This is a genomic window from Bradyrhizobium sp. CB1015 (assembly GCF_025200925.1).
In the GTDB taxonomy this organism is placed as follows: Bacteria; Pseudomonadota; Alphaproteobacteria; order Rhizobiales; family Xanthobacteraceae; genus Bradyrhizobium.
This window is the reverse complement of record NZ_CP104174.1, coordinates 398862-414465: the sequence shown is the minus strand read 5'-3', so window position 1 is coordinate 414465 and position 15604 is coordinate 398862. Positions and strand designations below refer to the sequence as shown.

Annotated in this window: 15 protein-coding genes; 3 read left to right on the top strand and 12 right to left on the bottom strand. The window is 66.9% G+C overall.

What is annotated here, in order from left to right; translation table 11 throughout:
• Positions 1 to 26: 26 nt before the first annotated feature.
• The 7 genes from N2604_RS01900 to rsmI all read right to left on the bottom strand — a co-directional run bounded on the left by N2604_RS01900 (position 27) and on the right by rsmI (position 7201).
• Positions 27 to 1313, bottom strand: coding sequence for an AAA family ATPase (locus N2604_RS01900; protein WP_260373542.1), 1287 nt, complete (start codon positions 1311 to 1313; stop codon positions 27 to 29).
• Positions 1310 to 2044 (bottom strand): CpaD family pilus assembly protein, encoded by a 735-nt coding sequence (locus N2604_RS01895; RefSeq protein ID WP_260373541.1) that lies wholly within the window; start codon positions 2042 to 2044, stop codon positions 1310 to 1312. The genes N2604_RS01900 and N2604_RS01895 overlap by 4 nt, the downstream gene beginning before the upstream one ends.
• Positions 2045 to 2095: 51 nt before the next feature.
• Positions 2096 to 3613, bottom strand: coding sequence for a type II and III secretion system protein family protein (locus N2604_RS01890; protein WP_260373539.1), 1518 nt, complete (start codon positions 3611 to 3613; stop codon positions 2096 to 2098).
• Positions 3614 to 3623: 10 nt separating this feature from the next.
• Positions 3624 to 4445 carry a Flp pilus assembly protein CpaB gene (cpaB, locus tag N2604_RS01885; protein WP_260373538.1) on the bottom strand — a complete coding sequence of 274 codons (822 nt, stop codon included), beginning with the start codon at positions 4443 to 4445 and terminating at the stop codon, positions 3624 to 3626.
• A gap of 462 nt (positions 4446 to 4907) precedes the next feature.
• Complete coding sequence (gshB, locus tag N2604_RS01880) at positions 4908 to 5852, bottom strand: glutathione synthase (protein ID WP_260373537.1); 945 nt, start codon at positions 5850 to 5852, stop codon at positions 4908 to 4910.
• A 10-nt stretch (positions 5853 to 5862) separates the two neighbouring features.
• Positions 5863 to 6264 (bottom strand): YraN family protein, encoded by a 402-nt coding sequence (locus N2604_RS01875; RefSeq protein ID WP_197954151.1) that lies wholly within the window; start codon positions 6262 to 6264, stop codon positions 5863 to 5865.
• Positions 6251 to 7201 (bottom strand): 16S rRNA (cytidine(1402)-2'-O)-methyltransferase, encoded by a 951-nt coding sequence (gene rsmI, locus N2604_RS01870; RefSeq protein ID WP_260373536.1) that lies wholly within the window; start codon positions 7199 to 7201, stop codon positions 6251 to 6253. The genes N2604_RS01875 and rsmI overlap by 14 nt, the downstream gene beginning before the upstream one ends.
• Positions 7202 to 7543: 342 nt before the next feature.
• Here rsmI and N2604_RS01865 point away from each other — a divergent pair, with 342 nt between their 5' ends.
• Positions 7544 to 8776, top strand: a complete 1233-nt coding sequence (locus N2604_RS01865; RefSeq protein ID WP_260373535.1) for a penicillin-binding protein activator — start codon at positions 7544 to 7546, stop codon at positions 8774 to 8776.
• Between the two features lie 144 nt (positions 8777 to 8920).
• On the opposite strand, the gene hemW is transcribed toward N2604_RS01865, so the two are convergent.
• From hemW to rph, 3 genes are read right to left on the bottom strand one after another with little or no spacing between them, the layout of a single operon-like run.
• Positions 8921 to 10078 carry a radical SAM family heme chaperone HemW gene (gene hemW / locus N2604_RS01860; RefSeq protein WP_260373534.1) on the bottom strand — a complete coding sequence of 386 codons (1158 nt, stop codon included), beginning with the start codon at positions 10076 to 10078 and terminating at the stop codon, positions 8921 to 8923.
• The gene (rdgB, locus tag N2604_RS01855) at positions 10065 to 10700 is read right to left on the bottom strand and encodes an RdgB/HAM1 family non-canonical purine NTP pyrophosphatase (RefSeq protein ID WP_260373532.1); all 636 of its coding nucleotides are present in this window, start codon (positions 10698 to 10700) and stop codon (positions 10065 to 10067) included. Before rdgB ends, hemW begins: the two co-directional genes overlap by 14 nt.
• A gap of 11 nt (positions 10701 to 10711) precedes the next feature.
• Positions 10712 to 11425 carry a ribonuclease PH gene (gene rph / locus N2604_RS01850; RefSeq protein ID WP_260373531.1) on the bottom strand — a complete coding sequence of 238 codons (714 nt, stop codon included), beginning with the start codon at positions 11423 to 11425 and terminating at the stop codon, positions 10712 to 10714.
• Between the two features lie 168 nt (positions 11426 to 11593).
• Between rph and hrcA the strand changes: the two genes are divergently transcribed.
• Positions 11594 to 12682, top strand: coding sequence for a heat-inducible transcriptional repressor HrcA (gene hrcA, locus N2604_RS01845; protein WP_091882505.1), 1089 nt, complete (start codon positions 11594 to 11596; stop codon positions 12680 to 12682).
• Positions 12683 to 12776: 94 nt separating this feature from the next.
• Positions 12777 to 13394, top strand: a complete 618-nt coding sequence (gene grpE / locus N2604_RS01840) for a nucleotide exchange factor GrpE (RefSeq protein WP_260373530.1) — start codon at positions 12777 to 12779, stop codon at positions 13392 to 13394.
• A 142-nt stretch (positions 13395 to 13536) separates the two neighbouring features.
• Here grpE and pncA read toward each other — a convergent pair whose 3' ends face one another.
• Positions 13537 to 14259 carry a bifunctional nicotinamidase/pyrazinamidase gene (gene pncA, locus N2604_RS01835; RefSeq protein ID WP_260373529.1) on the bottom strand — a complete coding sequence of 241 codons (723 nt, stop codon included), beginning with the start codon at positions 14257 to 14259 and terminating at the stop codon, positions 13537 to 13539.
• 304 nt (positions 14260 to 14563) lie between these two features.
• Positions 14564 to 15505, bottom strand: coding sequence for a hypothetical protein (locus N2604_RS01830; protein ID WP_260373528.1), 942 nt, complete (start codon positions 15503 to 15505; stop codon positions 14564 to 14566).
• Positions 15506 to 15604: the final 99 nt, after the last annotated feature.

Below are 15604 nucleotides of genomic sequence, written 5' to 3'. Positions count from 1 at the left end.
AAAGATCATGCTCAAATAAGCTACGCCTACGACGCCTTGCGATGCGGGGCCGAGCCGCGTCCTGACTTGCCCTTCAGCTTCTTCAAGAGCGGCTCGAGCAGCGAGCGCTTCGGCTTCTTCACCTCGCCGCGGCCGGCGAGGCGGTTCGCCATGTTCTGGAACAGAGCGGTGGTGCGGTGGCTCTTGGAGACCTCCGCGATCATCTGGCCGTTATTGGCGGCGGTCGAGAACAGTTTCGAATCGAACGGGATCACCGCGATCGGCTGGCTCTCCATGGTCTTGGCGAAGGCCTTGACCTCGATCTCCGCGCGCTTGGGCATGCCGACCTGGTTGATGCAATACAGCGGCGGCCGGTCGTTCGGTCGCGCCGTCTTCAGCACGCTCAGCATGTTCTTGGTGTTGCGCAAGTTGGCGAGATCGGGCTCGGCCACAATCACGATGTCGTCGGCGTTCACCAGCGCGCGGCGGGTCCAGCCGGACCATTGATGGGGAACGTCGAGCACGATGCAGGGCGTCGTCATGCGCAGCGTGTCGAACACCGCGTCGAAAGCTTCGGCACCGAAATCGTAGACGCGGTCGAGCGTGGCGGGCGCCGCCAACAGGCTGAGGCGATCGGTGCATTTGGCGAGCAGGCGCTCCATCAGCGCCGTGTCCGGCCGATCCTGCGACAGCACCGCATTGGCGATGCCCTGCACCGGATCCTGGTTGTAGTCGAGGCCCGCGGTGCCGAAGGCGAGGTCGAGATCGATCACGACGGAATCGAGCGAGAGGTCGCGGGCGATGGTCCAGGCCAGATTATGCGCGACGGTGGACGCGCCGACGCCGCCCTTGGCGCCGACCACCGCGATGACGCGGCCGGTGATGATGGCCTCGGAGGCCGAGAACAGGCTGCAGATCGAGCGGACCACGTCGAGGGTCTCGACCGGTCCGACCACGTAGTCGTTGACGCCGCGGCGCACCAGCTCGCGATAGGGCGCGGTGTCGCTCGGGCTACCGATCACGACCACGCGGGTGCCGGGATCGCAGACGCCGGCGAGGTCGTCCAGTCCCTCGAGGATGTCGCGCGTGCCGTCGGACTCGATGACGATCACGTTCGGCGTCGGCATCGATTCATAGGCTTCGATCGCCGCGGCGAGGCCGCCGTCCTTGGCGCTGAGATGGGCCTTGGCAAGCCGGCGATCCTGGCCAGCCGCGGTCACCGCCTGGAGCGTCTGCTCGGTTTCGCAAAAGGCTTGCACCGAAATGCGAGGAACCGGCGCGATGTGTTCCTCGGGGTGCAGGTCGTCCGCATCGTCGTCGTGGAAGGCTGTCATTTGCCGGTATCGCTGAGTTTGGCCTTGTCGGAATCAGGCGAGGGCGTCCCGGTCGGCGTGCCCTTGCGGTAACGGTCGAAGGCGATGTCGCGCCGTGCGGTATAGGCCGGCGTCTCGGCGCGCGGCTGCTCGAGGTCGGCCGGGTTGTCGATCATCGCCGCGAGATTGCGCTGGGTGGCGCAGCCCAGATTGAAATAGGGCCGGTTCTCGTTGTAGCCGGGGTCGAGGATGGAGGGGCCGACGTCTTCCGGCCACAGCCCGCAGGGCCCGGCGACGGCCGCGATCTTGGAATAGCTCAGGCGGATGGTCGGCAGCAGCCCGGGATCCTCAGGACGATAGGGATGCCGGACGATGGCACGCGACGGCACGCCGCCGGAGGCGAGCACGGAGCGGATCTCCTGATAGGTCGCAGCAGCCGCGCGCGAATTGGCGGTGTCGACGGGCACGTCGACGACCACGGAGCCGGTGCCTTCGCGCACCCAGTCCCGCGCGATGCCCGCGACGTCCGCATGCTGCGCAGGCGAGAGGCCGCCTCTCGCCTTGCCGACGAAGATCACGGTCGACTTCTTGCCTTCCTGCACTGCGATCGGATGGCGCTGGCGATAATCGGTCGGCACCGTCTGGGTGACGATCTCGCCGGTGGTGTTGCAGGCGCCGAGCATGACGGAGAGGCCCGTCAGTGCCAGCGCCAGCCGCAAATTGCGACGTCGATCGGCTCTCGTCTTCCTCATCGCCTGATCCCCTCTTGCCCCGTGTCCTGCCCGGACCCCAAACCGTTCGTCTCAGTCGATGATGAAGCCGAAATCATCGGGCGTGCCGGCGACCGGATCGACACGGCTCGCGATGCCATAGAGGCGGTTGACCCGGCCGAGCAGCGCCCTCTGCGCGTCCGAGGCCGGCGCGAAGCCGTCGTCGGGCCGCGACAATTCCTTCTGGGCGACCGCGCGCACCACATAGGGCGTCACGATCACCATCAGCTCGGTCTCGTTGTTGACGAAGTCCTGGCTGCGGAACAGCGCGCCGATGATCGGCACCTGGTCGACACCAGGCAGTCCGTTGATCGCCTGCTTGGTCTGCTGCTGGATCAGGCCGGCCATCGCCATCGAGCCGCCCGAGGGAATTTCCAGCGTCGTTTCGGCGCGGCGGGTCTGCACCGAAGGAATCGTGATCGAATTGTTCACGAACGAAGACACGGCCTGCGTCAACGTGATCGAGTTGGTGTTCGACAGCTCCGAGACCTCGGTCATCACGCGCAGGCTGATGCGGCCTTCGCTGAGCACGACCGGGGTGAAGTTCAGGGAGATGCCGAACTTCTTGTAGGTGACCTGGGTGGTGCAGACGTGAGTGACCGGATCGCAGGCATAGCCCCCGGGAATCGGGAATTCGCCGCCGGCGATGAAAGTGGCGGATTCGCCCGAGATCGCGGTCAGGCTCGGCTCGGCCAGCGTGCGCATGACACCGGCGCTTTCCATCGCCCGCATCGTGGCGTTGACGGTGGCGACGCCCTTGGCGAGCCCGGTGACGCCGAGCCCATTGCTGCCGACGATCGGCCCGCCGGAGACCGAGAACGGGTTGGAATTGTTGAAATTCACCACGGCGGTGCCGGCGTTCAGGCTGGCGCTGAGATCGACGCCGAGTTGCTTGACGATGTCGCGGCGGACTTCGCCGACCACGACCTTGAGCATGACCTGGTCGCGGCCGCGCACGACGATGTTGTTGACGACCTTGTCCGAGCCGCCGACTAGCTTTGCGGCGACGTCGCCGGCCTGCTGGGCCTCGACCGGGCTCGACACCGAGCCGGTCAGCATCACGCTGTCGCCGACGCCTTCGATCTGGACGCCCGGCAGCGACTGGCGCAGCGCTGCACGCATGCCGTTGAGGTCGCGCTTCACCGCGATGTCATAGGAGGCGACCTGCTGGCCGTCCGCGGCGAAGAACACGACGTTGGTCTGGCCGACCTGGCCGCCGATGATATAGGCGCGCTGGGCCGAGCGGATCACCGCATTGGCGATCTTGGGATCGGCCACCAGCACGTCCTTGACCTCGCGCGGCAGGTCGATGACGACGGACTTGCCGATGCCGAGCGACAGAAAGCGCGACCGCGCCGGTGCGATGGTCGCGACCGACGATATGCCGAGATCCGACGCCTGCATCGGCGCCTGGTCGCCGACCGGCGCCTCCGCAGCACTGAGGACGCCCGGAGCCGCGAGCAGCCCCAGCATCAACATCGTCCCCGTCAGGACCGAGCGCGCGCGCTTCCCCCGAATGCGCAGGCCCGTCCGATCACCCCCGTAGTTCATGCTGTCCCCATCACCTCTGTGACGTCAGTTGCCGTGCCTGGACGCCGTAACGGATCACGTTCACGCCGCCCGGGCGCTTGATCGCCTGGTCCTCGGGCGTGCCGTCGACTGCGTTGGCATCGACGATGCTGCGCAGCGCGAGTGTCAGAGTGCCGCCCTGGCGTGCGGCAGAAAGCGTAGCGATCTGGTCGGGCCGGAGCTCGAGCGTGACCGTCTTGCCGACGACCGCGTTCTGGCCCTCCTTTTCCTTCGGGGCCTGGTCGATCGCGAGCACGCGGATGTTGGTGAGAATGACCTCGGACAGGATGAGGTCGTTGCCGCCGGTCGGGCCGTTGGTGTTGCCGCCGTCCGGATTCTTCAGCCGGCGGGTCAGGACGATGTCGACGCGGTCGTTCGGCAGGATGAAGCCGCCGGCGCCGGTTTCCGCTGAAATCTCGGTGGAGACGGCGCGCATCCCGGACGGCAGGATCGCGGCCATGAATCCGGAGCCTTCGGCCTTGACCAGCTTCTGCTCGCGGATCGGCTCGCCCTGCATCAACGGCACGCGCGCGATCGAGCCTGCGATCTGGGTCGGGGCCTCCGGCCTGCTGTCGCGGCGGATGAAGGCGCTGCTGGCGGTCGCCGCCGGCCAGGTCTGCCATTGCAGGTCCTCGGGCTTGAGCGCCTGGCCGAGCTGGATGTCGTTCTTCGCGATGAGGACCTCGACCGTCGGCAGCTTCTCGGCGAGGGGCAGGACGGGCGCGGGTGGATTCTGATAGCCGCTCGCCAGATACGCAGCGACGCCGCCGGCGCCGAGAGCGATGACGAGAACGACAATGCGTGCGGTATTCATACGCTTCTACTCTTACGCGGGGCACTCGAACCGCACCTGGCGTGTTCCCCCGCGTCGATGAGTAGGGAGCAAAAGTATAAGGGGTGTTGCGAGGCCGAATGCGATCGCCGGCCGCGATGCTGGTTTTCGGCAGATGGTGAACGTGACGTTATTGGCTCGGCCAGCGGCTCCGTAGATTCACCTACGCGGGCACGCCCGTTCGCACGACGCGCGCGGCCTCATGGTGAATGGGTGGTTAGCGATCGGAACGTTTGCCGTCACGACGCAAACGCAGCGACCCGCGTCGATATTGGTGATCCGTCATCCTGACGTGCGAGTGGCGCGATGCAACGCATCGCGCCGAGAGCCTCGAAGGATGTACGGCCGTGATGCGCCGGGCCGTCGTCCTTCGAGGCTCGTCCTGCTATGCAGGACGAGCGCCTCAGGATGACGGCGATAAATTGAGGCCTGCGTAGCCTGAAGCTACTTCTTCCGCTTCTGCTCGATCACGTCCCAGATCTTCGCCGCGACATCCGGGCCGCCCAGCCGTGCGATGGCGCGGATGCCGGTGGGTGAGGTCACGTTGATTTCGGTGAGGTTGCCGTTGATGACGTCGATGCCGACGAACAACAGGCCGCGCTCGCGCAGCGCCGGGCCGACGGTGGTGCAGATCTCGCGCTCGCGCGGTGTGAGCTCGGTCTCCTGCGCCGCGCCGCCGCGCACCATGTTGGAGCGGAGGTCGTCGGCGGCCGGCACGCGGTTCACCGCGCCGGCGAACTCGCCGTCGACCAGGATGATGCGCTTGTCGCCGTGCTTCACCTCGGGGATGAATTGCTGGATCACCCAGGGCTCCCTGAACGTCACCGAGAACATGTCGAACAGCGAGCCGAAATTCATGTCCTGCGGCATCACGCGGAACACCGCCGCGCCGCCATGACCGTGCAGCGGCTTCATGACGACGGCGCCGTGCTTGTCGCGAAACGCATTGATCTCGTCCAGGTCGCGCGAGATCAGCGTCGGCGGCATCAGCTGCGGAAAATTCATCACGAACAGCTTTTCCGGCGCGTTGCGCACCGAGGCGGGATCGTTGACGACCAGCGTCTTCGGATGGATGCGCTCCAGGAAATGCGTCGAGGTGATGTAGGCGAGGTCGAACGGCGGATCCTGGCGGAGCAGCACCACGTCGAAGCCGTTCAGCGCCTCGCGCTTGGGCTCGCCGAGGGTGAAATGGTCGCCGGGCTCGTCGCGCACGGTCAGGACCTGAACCGGCGCGACCAGCTCCTCGCCGACCATCGAGAGCTTGTCGGGCGTGTAATAGAACAGGCCATGGCCGCGCTTCTGCGCCTCCAGCAGCAGCGCAAAGGTGGAATCGCCCTTGATGTTGATGCGGGCGATGGGGTCCATCTGGACGGCGACGTTCAGTTTCATGGGCTGCCTTTCAGGTCGAGGCGTCGAATGCCGCCAACACATGGCGCGGAAGCGAGCGCGGCGCAATCAGCATGGCGTCGAATCGCAATTCGAATTCGGCATGCTCGGGATGCGCTGCGAGCCAGCCTTGGGCGGCATCAATGATGCGCTGCTGCTGGCGCGGCGTCACGGCGAAAGCGGCGTCGTCGAGCGTGGCGCGTGCCTTGACCTCGACGAAGGCGATCAGATTGCGGCGCCGCGCCACGATGTCGATCTCGCCATGCGGCGTGCGGTAACGTTTGGCGAGAATGCGGTAGCCCTTGGCCATAAGATAGGCGGCGGCGCGGCTCTCCGCGGAAATACCCGTCTGGAACGCCGCCACGCGCTCCGGCGATGCGACCTTTGGTTCCGCAGGAATCTCAGTCTTTGCCATCGCTGCCCCGCGAATTCTTTGCGAGCTCGAGCGCGCGGGCATAGACCTCACGGCGCGACCGGCCCGAGAGCGCGACCGCATGCGCCACGGCATCCTTGACGCTGTGCGCGGCAAGCTGCTCGCGCAAGAGACCGTCGAGCGCGTCCGATGTCAGAACCTCGGCGTCGGCTGCAGGCGGACCGATCACCAGGACGAACTCTCCGCGCGTCTCCGGCGCGTCTGCTTGTCGCGCGAGCTCGGCGACGGGCGCGCGCCGGACCTCCTCGTGCAGCTTCGTCAGCTCGCGGCAGACCGCGGCATCTCGCTCGCCCATGATCTCGGCGAGATCGGTCAAGGTGGCCTGCATCCGATTCCCCGACTCGAACATCACGAGCGTCGCGTCGATGCGCGCGAGCTCGGCAAGTCGCGCGCGCCGCGCGGCTGATTTCGCCGGCAAGAAGCCTTCGAAGAAAAAGCGGTCGGTCGGCAGCGCGGCGACCGACAGCGCGGCCAGCACCGAGGACGGGCCGGGCAGGGCATACACCGCATGGCCGGCGGCGCAGACCTCGCGCACCAGCTTGAAGCCGGGATCGGAGATCAGCGGCGTGCCGGCGTCCGACACCAGCGCGACCGAGCCGCCCTGTCCAAGGGCTTCGAGAATCTTGGGACGCGCGGCCTCCGCATTGTGCTCGTGATATGGCTTGAGCTGCGCCGTGATCGCATAGCGCTCGGTCAGGCGGCGCGTGATGCGGGTGTCCTCACACGCGATGACGTCGACGCCGGCGAGCGTCTGCAGCGCCCGCAGGGTGATGTCGCCGAGATTGCCGATCGGGGTCGCGACCAGGTGGAGACCCGGCGCGGCCTTCGGCGCCGCGAGCCGATGGGCATCGATGGAGAAACCGCGCGAGGCGGCGTCTTGAGCTTCAGGCGTATTTATCGGGGCCGGCTTTGCGCGCATAATGAAGTCAACTTAGGCACGATCCGCAGGGCTGGGAACCGGCTCGCCGAAAAAGATCGTGCCGAGGTGAGGGGCGAGGAACGGACGGGAATGTGATCGGTCGAAGATCACGTCGGGAAGGTGTGAGGGCCCTCGCGCCATATTCGCGACGGAAACGCCGCCTTGATGAGTGAATGAGTGACGGCGAAGAGCTGCCGGGACGGGGTTGCGGCCGCGTTAAGCGGTTATTATCCTTTTGTTTTGGTTAACTATTTGCCGACACACTGCCTGAATCCGCGGCCCGTGTCGCGGAAAACAATGTCGTGATCGGCCGGCAAACGGCGGGTCGGAAGAGAAGCTGCCATGGTCGGCCCGCGTCATCCAAAGTCTCCCGTCCCGGGGTCCCGATTGCCAGGGGCGACCCGGCGGACTGCGCTCGGCCTGTTGCTCGGCGCGCCCGTGCTGTCGGCCTGCGCCGGCGTGCAGCAAAGCCTCAGCCAGTTCTCCAACCCGTTCTCGAGCTCCGCACCGCCGGCCCAGCCGGCAGGGCCGCAGCAGCAGGCGACGACCGCCGGCACCGGCGGCGTGAAGGTCGGTCTGATCCTGCCGCTCTCGGCGGCCGGCAATGCCGGGCTCGCCGCGCAATCGATGCGCAACGCCGCCGAGATGGCGCTGGCCGAGTTCCAGAACCCGAATATCCAGCTCCTGATCAAGGACGACAATGGCAGCCCGCAAGGCGCGCAGGCCGGCGCGCAGCAGGCGGTCGAGGAAGGCGCCGAGATCATCCTCGGGCCGCTGTTCGCGCAGTCGGTGCCGGCGGTTGCGCAGGTCGCGCGCACGCGCGGCATCCCGGTGATCGCGTTCTCGACCGATTCCAGCATCGCCGGACGCGGTGTCTCTCTGCTCTCGTTCCTGCCGGAATCCGACGTCAACCGCATTGTCGAATATTCCGCCGGCATCGGAAAGCGCTCCTTCGCCGTGCTGGTGCCCGACAACGCGTATGGCAATGTCGTCGAAGCCGCGGTGAAAGCGGCGGTGCCGCGGCGGGGCGGGCGCATCGTCGCGTTCGAGAAATACGGCGCCGATCGCGCCACGCCGGCGCGCAACGTGGCGCAGCAGCTCGGCAGTGCGGACGCGCTGTTCATTGCCGATGACGGCGATGCCGTCGTGTCAGTGGCGGATGCGATGACGGCCGCGGGCGCGAACCTGCGCAACATCCAGCTGCTCGGCACCGGCCTGTGGGACAATCCGCGCGTCTATGCCAGCGCCGCGCTGCAGGGCGGCCTTTACGCCGCGCCCGACCCGGCCGGCTTCCGCGCCTTCTCCGGCCGCTACCGTACCAAATACGGCGCCGAGCCGATCCGCACCGCGACCCTTTCCTATGACGCGGTCGCGCTCGTCGCCGCGCTGGCGCGCACGCAAGGCACGACGCGCTTTTCGTCCGACGTGCTCACCAACCCCTCCGGCTTTGCCGGCATCGACGGCCTGTTCCGATTCCGTGCGGATGGCACGAATGAACGTGGCCTTGCCGTGATGAAGGTGACGCAAGGCGGCGGCGTTGCGGTGGCGGGCTCACCGAAGAGCTTTGGGGCGTAATGGTTTCGTAGCCCGGATGGAGCGCAGCGCAATCCGGGTTCTGTCCACGCGGTGAGACCGTGCCGGATTGCGCTGCGCTCCATCCGGGCCACCGGTGTCGTAGGATGGGCAAAGACGCGCTTTGCGCACCCCTACGAGAGCTCCTTACGCCGCCAGATCCGCGACCACCGCATCGAGCACCGGAAAACCGCTGCTGGTCACGCGCAGGCGGCCGGTCGAATCCACGGTGATCGCGCCTTCCTCGCGCAGCAGCGCGATACGGCGGGGGTCGAGCGGGCGGCCGGCGAGCGCCTTGTAGCGCTCGGGATCGATGCCTTCGGCGAGCCGCAGTCCCATCAGCAGGAATTCGTCGGCGCGCTCCTCGCTGTTGAGGAGCTCGTCGGTGACGACGCCGTCGCCGTTGCTTTCGACCCGCATCAGCCAGGCCTCGGGACGCTTCTCGGTCGCGGTGGCGTGCCTGATCCCGTCGATGTCGAGGCGACCATGTGCGCCGGGGCCGATGCCGGCATATTCCTCGCCGCGCCAGTACACCAGATTGTGCCGGCACTCGGCGCCGCGCCGCGCGTGATTGGAGATCTCGTAGGCGGGCAGCCCGAGCTTGTCGCATGTCTCCTGCGTGACGTCGTAGAGCGCGCGTGCGACCGCTTCGTCCGGCGTCTTCAGCTTGCCGGCCTGGTGCAGGCCGAAGAAGGGCGTGCCTTCCTCGATCGTCAATTGATAGAGCGACAGATGCTCGGCCGCTTCATCGATGGCGTGCCGCAGCTCGTCGGCCCACATCGCCGGCGTCTGGTCGGGCCGGGCGTAGATCAGGTCGAACGAATAGCGGTCGAACGCGCGGCGCGCGATCGCGACGGCATCGAGCGCTTCGCGCGCGCTGTGCATGCGGCCGAGCGCTTTAAGCGAGGCGTCGTCGAGTGCCTGCACGCCGAGCGAGACGCGGTTGACGCCGGCGATGCGATAGCCGGCAAAGCGCGTGGCCTCGACGCTGGTTGGGTTCGCTTCCAGCGTCACCTCGACGTCGCCGGCGACGGTCCAGTGCTTGGCGATGGCATCGAGCACCGCGCCGACGGTTGCAGGCTGCATCAAGGACGGCGTGCCGCCGCCGAGGAAGATCGAGGTGACTTCGCGCCCGGGCGCGCGCTCGGCGGTCGCAGCGATCTCGCGCGCGAAGGCGGAGGCGAAGCGCGCCTCGTCGATCGCGGCGTGGCGGACGTGACTGTTGAAGTCGCAATAGGGGCACTTCGACAGGCAGAACGGCCAGTGCACGTAGACGCCAAACGCATCCTTGTTAGCGCGGCTCAAGGCAGATCTCCGCCAGTTTCACGAAGGCGCGGGCGCGATGCGACAGGCCAAGGCCGAGCGGTGGCAGGCCGTGCTTCTCGATGCTTTCCATCTCGCCAAAGGTGCGGCTGTGGCCATCGGGCAGGAACATCGGATCGTAGCCGAAGCCGGCAGTGCCGCGCGGCGGCCAGACCAGCGTGCCGTCGACGCGGGCCTCGACCGCCTCGCGATGATCGTCGGGCCAGGCCACGCAGAGCGCGGAGACGAAGTGTGCCCTGCGCTTGTCCGGCGTGGTGGCGCCGCGCTCCTGCAGCAGCCGCTCGATCTGCGCCATCGCCGCGTTGAAATCCTTGGCCGGGCCGGCCCAGCGTGCGCTGTAGATTCCGGGCGCGCCGTCGAGCGCGTCGACGACAATGCCGGAATCGTCGGCGAAGGACGGAAGCTTGGTCGCCCGCGCGGCCGCGATCGCCTTGATCGCGGCGTTGCTGCGGAAATCGTTGCCGGTCTCGTCCGGCTCGTCCAGGCCGAGCTCACCGGCCGACACCGCCTCGATCCCGTACGGCGCAAGCAGCTCCTTCATCTCGGCGAGCTTGCCGGGATTGTGGGTGGCGATGACGAGCTTGTCCGTGATTCGGCGGTGCATGGCCCTATTGACTACGCGACGGCCAGTTTCTGCAAGTCCACCAGGCGCGCGACGCCCTTGCGGGCCAGCGCCATCAGTGCCAGGAACTCGGCTTCCGTGAACGGCTCGCGTTCCGCGGTGCCCTGCACCTCGATGATGCGGCCGTCGCCGGTCATGACGAAATTGGCGTCGGTCTCGGCTTCCGAATCCTCGGCATAGTCGAGATCGAGCAACGGCGTGCCGTTGTAGATGCCGCAGGAGATCGCGGCGACGTTGTCGCGCAGCACGTTGGCCTTGATCATGTTGCGCGCCTTCATCCAGTTGATGCAATCGGCGAGCGCGACCCAGGCACCGGTGATCGAGGCCGTGCGCGTGCCGCCGTCGGCCTGGAGCACGTCGCAATCGACCGTGATCTGGCGCTCGCCGAGCGCTTCGAGGTCGACGATGGTGCGGAGCGAGCGGCCGATCAGGCGCTGGATCTCGACGGTACGCCCGCTCTGCTTGCCGGCGGAGGCCTCGCGGCGGGTGCGTTCGGAGGTCGCGCGCGGCAGCATGCCGTATTCGGCCGTGACCCAGCCGCGGCCCTGGCCCTTCAGCCACGGCGGCAGGCGGTCCTCCAGCGTGGCGGTGACCAGCACGTGGGTGTCGCCGAATTTCACCAGGCACGAGCCTTCCGCATATTTGACGACGCCCCGCTCCAGCGTCACGGGGCGCAATTCGTCGGGCGCACGGCGGCTTGGCCGCATGGGAAATCTCCAAAACTCACGGGAAAAGGCTGTTCGCGGTGCTTGTAGGTGGGGCGGGGGTGGGCGGCAAGGGCTTATTCACCCCCTGACCGTCGGCCTGCAAACGCCACGCTTGTCAGAAGCGGCCCGGATGGACAAATTATAAGCATCTGAGAGGAGTTACCGTCTGTGGCCCATCACGATCCGATCCATCTGATCGCGCCGCGCGCAGGCCTTGCCCAGCTCAACGAGCGTTCCCGCGACATCTTTCGTCAAATTGTCGAAAGCTATCTCGCGACCGGTGAGCCGGTCGGCTCGCGCAACATTTCCCGCCTGATTGCCATGCCGCTGTCGCCGGCCTCGGTCCGCAACGTCATGGCCGACCTGGAACAGCTCGGCCTGATCTATGCCCCGCACACCTCCGCCGGCCGGCTGCCGACGGAACTGGGCCTGCGCTTCTTCGTCGACGCCCTGATGCAGGTCGGCGACCTCAACGAGGCCGAGCGGCAGTCGATCCAGAGCCAGCTCTCCTCCGTCGGCGAGGCGCAATCAGTCGAGGCGGCGCTGGACCAGGCCCTGATGCGGCTCTCCGGCCTGACCCGAGCCGCTGCCGTCGTGCTGACGCCGAAATCCAATGCGCGGCTGAAGCACATCGAATTCGTCCGCCTGGAACCGGAAAAAGCGCTGGTCATCCTGGTCGGCGAGGACGGCCAGGTCGAAAACCGCGTGTTGACGCTGCCGCCCGGAGTTCCCTCCTCGGCGCTGACGGAGGCCGGCAATTTCCTCAATGCGCGGATCCGCGGTCGCACCCTTGCCGAGGCGCGGCTCGAGCTCGAGACCGCACTCGGCGAGGCCCGCGCCGAGCTTGATCAGCTGACACAGAAAGTGATCTCGGCCGGCATCGCCAGCTGGTCCGGCGGCGAGAACGAGGACCGCCAGCTCATCGTCCGCGGCCATGCCAATCTGCTCGAAGATCTGCATGCGCTGGAGGATCTGGAGCGGGTGCGGCTGTTGTTCGACGATCTCGAGACCAAGCGCGGCGTGATCGACCTGCTCGGCCGGGCCGAGACCGCCGAAGGCGTGCGGATCTTCATCGGCAGTGAGAACAAGCTGTTCTCGCTGTCGGGGTCCTCCACCATCATCTCGCCCTATCGGGATGCCGCCGGCCACATCGTCGGGGTTCTCGGTGTGATCGGCCCGACGCGGCTGAATTATGCCCGCGTGATCCCGACCGTGGACTACGCCGCCCGTATCGTTAGCCGCCTCCTGGGGGGCTGACCGGCCTTTCCGCCGATCACGGGCGCTTGATTTTCGCGGGCTTAAGCACGATATCCGGGCCAACATCCCTGAAACGAGTTCGAGATCAGAGCCGATGACCGAGCAAGACCGGCAACCTCAAGACACGACTGCAGCGACCGGCGAGCCCGTGGTGTCGAAACCCTACATCATGCCCGACGATCCCGAGCCCGGCGCGGTCGAGACGTTGCAGAAGGAAGCCGCCGAGGCGCGCGACCGCATGCTGCGGACGCTGGCCGAGATGGAGAACTTACGCAAGCGCACCAGCAAGGAGGTCGCCGACGCCCGCCTCTACGGCATCACCGGCTTCGCCCGTGACGTGCTCGACATCGCCGACAATCTCCAGCGCGCGCTCGATGCCGTTCCGGCCGAAGCGCGTGCCGCGGCCGATCCCGGCCTGATCTCGCTGATCGAGGGCGTCGAGCTCACCGAGCGTTCGCTGCTCAACGCGCTGGAAAAGCACGGCGTGAAGAAGTTCGACCCCCAGGGTCAGAAGTTCGATCCGAACTTCCAGCAGGCGATGTTCGAGGTGCCCGATGCGTCGGTGCCGTCGGGCACCGTGGTGCAGGTCGTGCAGGCCGGCTACACCATCGGCGAGCGCGTGCTGCGCCCGGCGCTGGTCGGCGTCGCCAAGGGCGGCGCGAAGCCCGCGCCCGCGGCGAACAACAACGAGTCGAGCAGCGCGGAGAATTGAGTCTCAGATCCTCATGGTGAGGAGCCGCGCCCTTGCGCGGCGTCTCGAACCATGCAGGCCCGGCTCTGGCAGCTCGGCCTTCATCCTTCGAGACGCGCGCGAAGATGCGCGCTCCTCAGGATGAGGGGTTGACGGTTCGCTTCTACGCGCTCACCGCGATATCCGCAGACTGAATCCGCTTCACGCCGGCCTTGGCCATATCGGCCCAGGCCTTTGCCAGCGAGCCCTGCGTGTCGATGCCGCGGCAGGCGTCTTCCACCACATAGACCTCGAAGCCCGCCTTGCGCGCGTCGAGCGCGGTCCAGGCGACGCAGAAGTCCGTCGCGAGGCCAGCGACGAAGACGCGCTTGATCTTGCGGCCCTTCAGGTAGCCGGCGAGCCCCGTCGAGGTCTTGCCGTCGGCTTCGAGGAAGGCCGAATAGCTGTCGACGTCCTTGTGAAAACCCTTGCGGATGATGAGCTCGGCGTGCGGGATCGACAGGTCCTTCGACAGCGCGGCGCCATCGGTGCCCTGCACGCAATGGTCCGGCCACAGCACCTGCTTGCCGTAGGGAAGATCGATCGTTTCGAACGGCTTCTTGCCGGCATGAACCGACGCAAACGAAACGTGGCCCGGCGTGTGCCAGTCCTGCGTCATCACCACGTTCGCAAATGCCTTCGAGATCTTGTTGATGACGGGCACCACCTGCTCGCCTTCCTTCACCGCGAGGCTGCCGCCGGGCAGGAAGCAGTTCTGCACGTCGATCACGAGCAGCGCGGACGCATCGTCCGGCTTGATCGATGCGGCCGCAAACAGCGCGCTCGGCGCCAGCGTCGCCAGCGCCGTCGTTCCCAGGATTGCCAAGACTTGTCGCCGAACCAGCATGTATGCCTCCCTCCAGGATGATCCAACGGGAGGAAGCCTAGTTCCGTTCGTGTACGAACAGAAGCCCGAAAATGCAGCCGGGTTTGATGAGCGGTTGGGCTGCTCGCACAACATCATCGTCATCCCGGGGCGCGCAAAGCGCGAGCCAGGGATCCATAACCACAGGGAGAAGTTTTGGCGAAAACTCTTCGTCGGTACAGCATCCGACTACAACCGTGAGATCACGCGGTATGGATCCCCGCCCCCTGTGCGCAATTGCGCACCAGGCGGGGACGACGTTGAATGTGTTGAAGCGCCTCGGGCCTTACCCCTTCGGCTGAATCCCGTCGCGCACGGCGCGGAAGCGGGTGAAGGCGGCTTGCCACTGGTCGCGTGGGGCGCTGGCGATGATGCGCAGCGAGGCGCCGCCGGTCGAGAAACGGATCCACTGCACCACGGTGACCGGGGTCTTGTCCTTGCCGCTGACGCCGTCGATCCGGGTCTCGAAACCCTGCTGGCCGTTGATGCGGATCGGCTCGGACATGGTGATGCGCGACTCGCGCACGCCGGGAATCTGGCGCGCCGCCTCCTGGGCGAAGCGGGCGCGGTCGTCGGCGGCTTGCGGGGTGGCGCCGATCAGGCCGAGGATCATGAACGGCCTCGACTCGTAGCCCACGCTCTCGTCGCCGTCGGCCAGGATGATGCTCGAGCCCGGCGCCAGGGTCCGGACGTCCTTGAATTCGGCGAGATCGGTGACCTTGAACGGCAGCAGCGCGAGCTGCTCTTCGGCCGAGACCTGCCTGCGGGTGGTGGCGCTGGCAAACATCTGCCGCACCGCCTCGTCCGTGTAGATCTTGGTCGCATTCTCCGGGATCTGCACCGCGACATAGCCGGAGAAGCCGGCGCCGGGCACGATCATCGAGTAGCGCTTCACCGGAGTATCGCCGGCCTTGCCGCTTTCGGTGGTGAAATAGGCAAGACCCGCGGGGGTCTCGACCTTGTCCTGCTTGACGCCGCCCGTCCCGCCCGGATTGGAATTGAAGGCGCTCACGACCTCGCCATAGGCCGCCGGCGGCAGCTCGGTGACCAGCACCTTGACGCTGCCGTCCTCGCTCTCGAAGCCCGGAAAAGTCTTGGCCGTGCTGAGGCCGATCAGCGGCACCATGCCGAGACGCAAGCCGGGCGGAAACACGGCGTCGGCGGCGAGGGCCGGAAGCGCGGAGGCGGCGAGGAGGGCGAGCGCGGCGAGGGGGCGGATCAGCTTCATGGGCACTCTGGTTGGTTCACATTGAGGCCGTTCGATGGTTGGCCACCGGGCCGCTTCGTCGCGCGAAGCAGCTCTCGCGGCTGCCCGGCCGGTCCGCCT

Bases quoted from the DNA above. Each gene is read 5' to 3' on its own strand.
- N2604_RS01900 (WP_260373542.1), bottom strand. From the start codon at position 1,313: ATGACAGCCTTCCACGACGACGATGCGGACGACCTGCACCCCGAGGAA.
- N2604_RS01895 (WP_260373541.1), bottom strand. From the start codon at position 2,044: ATGAGGAAGACGAGAGCCGATCGACGTCGCAATTTGCGGCTGGCGCTG.
- N2604_RS01890 (WP_260373539.1), bottom strand. From the start codon at position 3,613: ATGAACTACGGGGGTGATCGGACGGGCCTGCGCATTCGGGGGAAGCGC.
- cpaB (WP_260373538.1), bottom strand. From the start codon at position 4,445: ATGAATACCGCACGCATTGTCGTTCTCGTCATCGCTCTCGGCGCCGGC.
- gshB (WP_260373537.1), bottom strand. From the start codon at position 5,852: ATGAAACTGAACGTCGCCGTCCAGATGGACCCCATCGCCCGCATCAAC.
- N2604_RS01875 (WP_197954151.1), bottom strand. From the start codon at position 6,264: ATGGCAAAGACTGAGATTCCTGCGGAACCAAAGGTCGCATCGCCGGAG.
- rsmI (WP_260373536.1), bottom strand. From the start codon at position 7,201: ATGCGCGCAAAGCCGGCCCCGATAAATACGCCTGAAGCTCAAGACGCC.
- N2604_RS01865 (WP_260373535.1), top strand. From the start codon at position 7,544: ATGGTCGGCCCGCGTCATCCAAAGTCTCCCGTCCCGGGGTCCCGATTG.
- rdgB (WP_260373532.1), bottom strand. From the start codon at position 10,700: ATGCACCGCCGAATCACGGACAAGCTCGTCATCGCCACCCACAATCCC.
- rph (WP_260373531.1), bottom strand. From the start codon at position 11,425: ATGCGGCCAAGCCGCCGTGCGCCCGACGAATTGCGCCCCGTGACGCTG.
- grpE (WP_260373530.1), top strand. From the start codon at position 12,777: ATGACCGAGCAAGACCGGCAACCTCAAGACACGACTGCAGCGACCGGC.
- pncA (WP_260373529.1), bottom strand. From the start codon at position 14,259: ATGCTGGTTCGGCGACAAGTCTTGGCAATCCTGGGAACGACGGCGCTG.
- N2604_RS01830 (WP_260373528.1), bottom strand. From the start codon at position 15,505: ATGAAGCTGATCCGCCCCCTCGCCGCGCTCGCCCTCCTCGCCGCCTCC.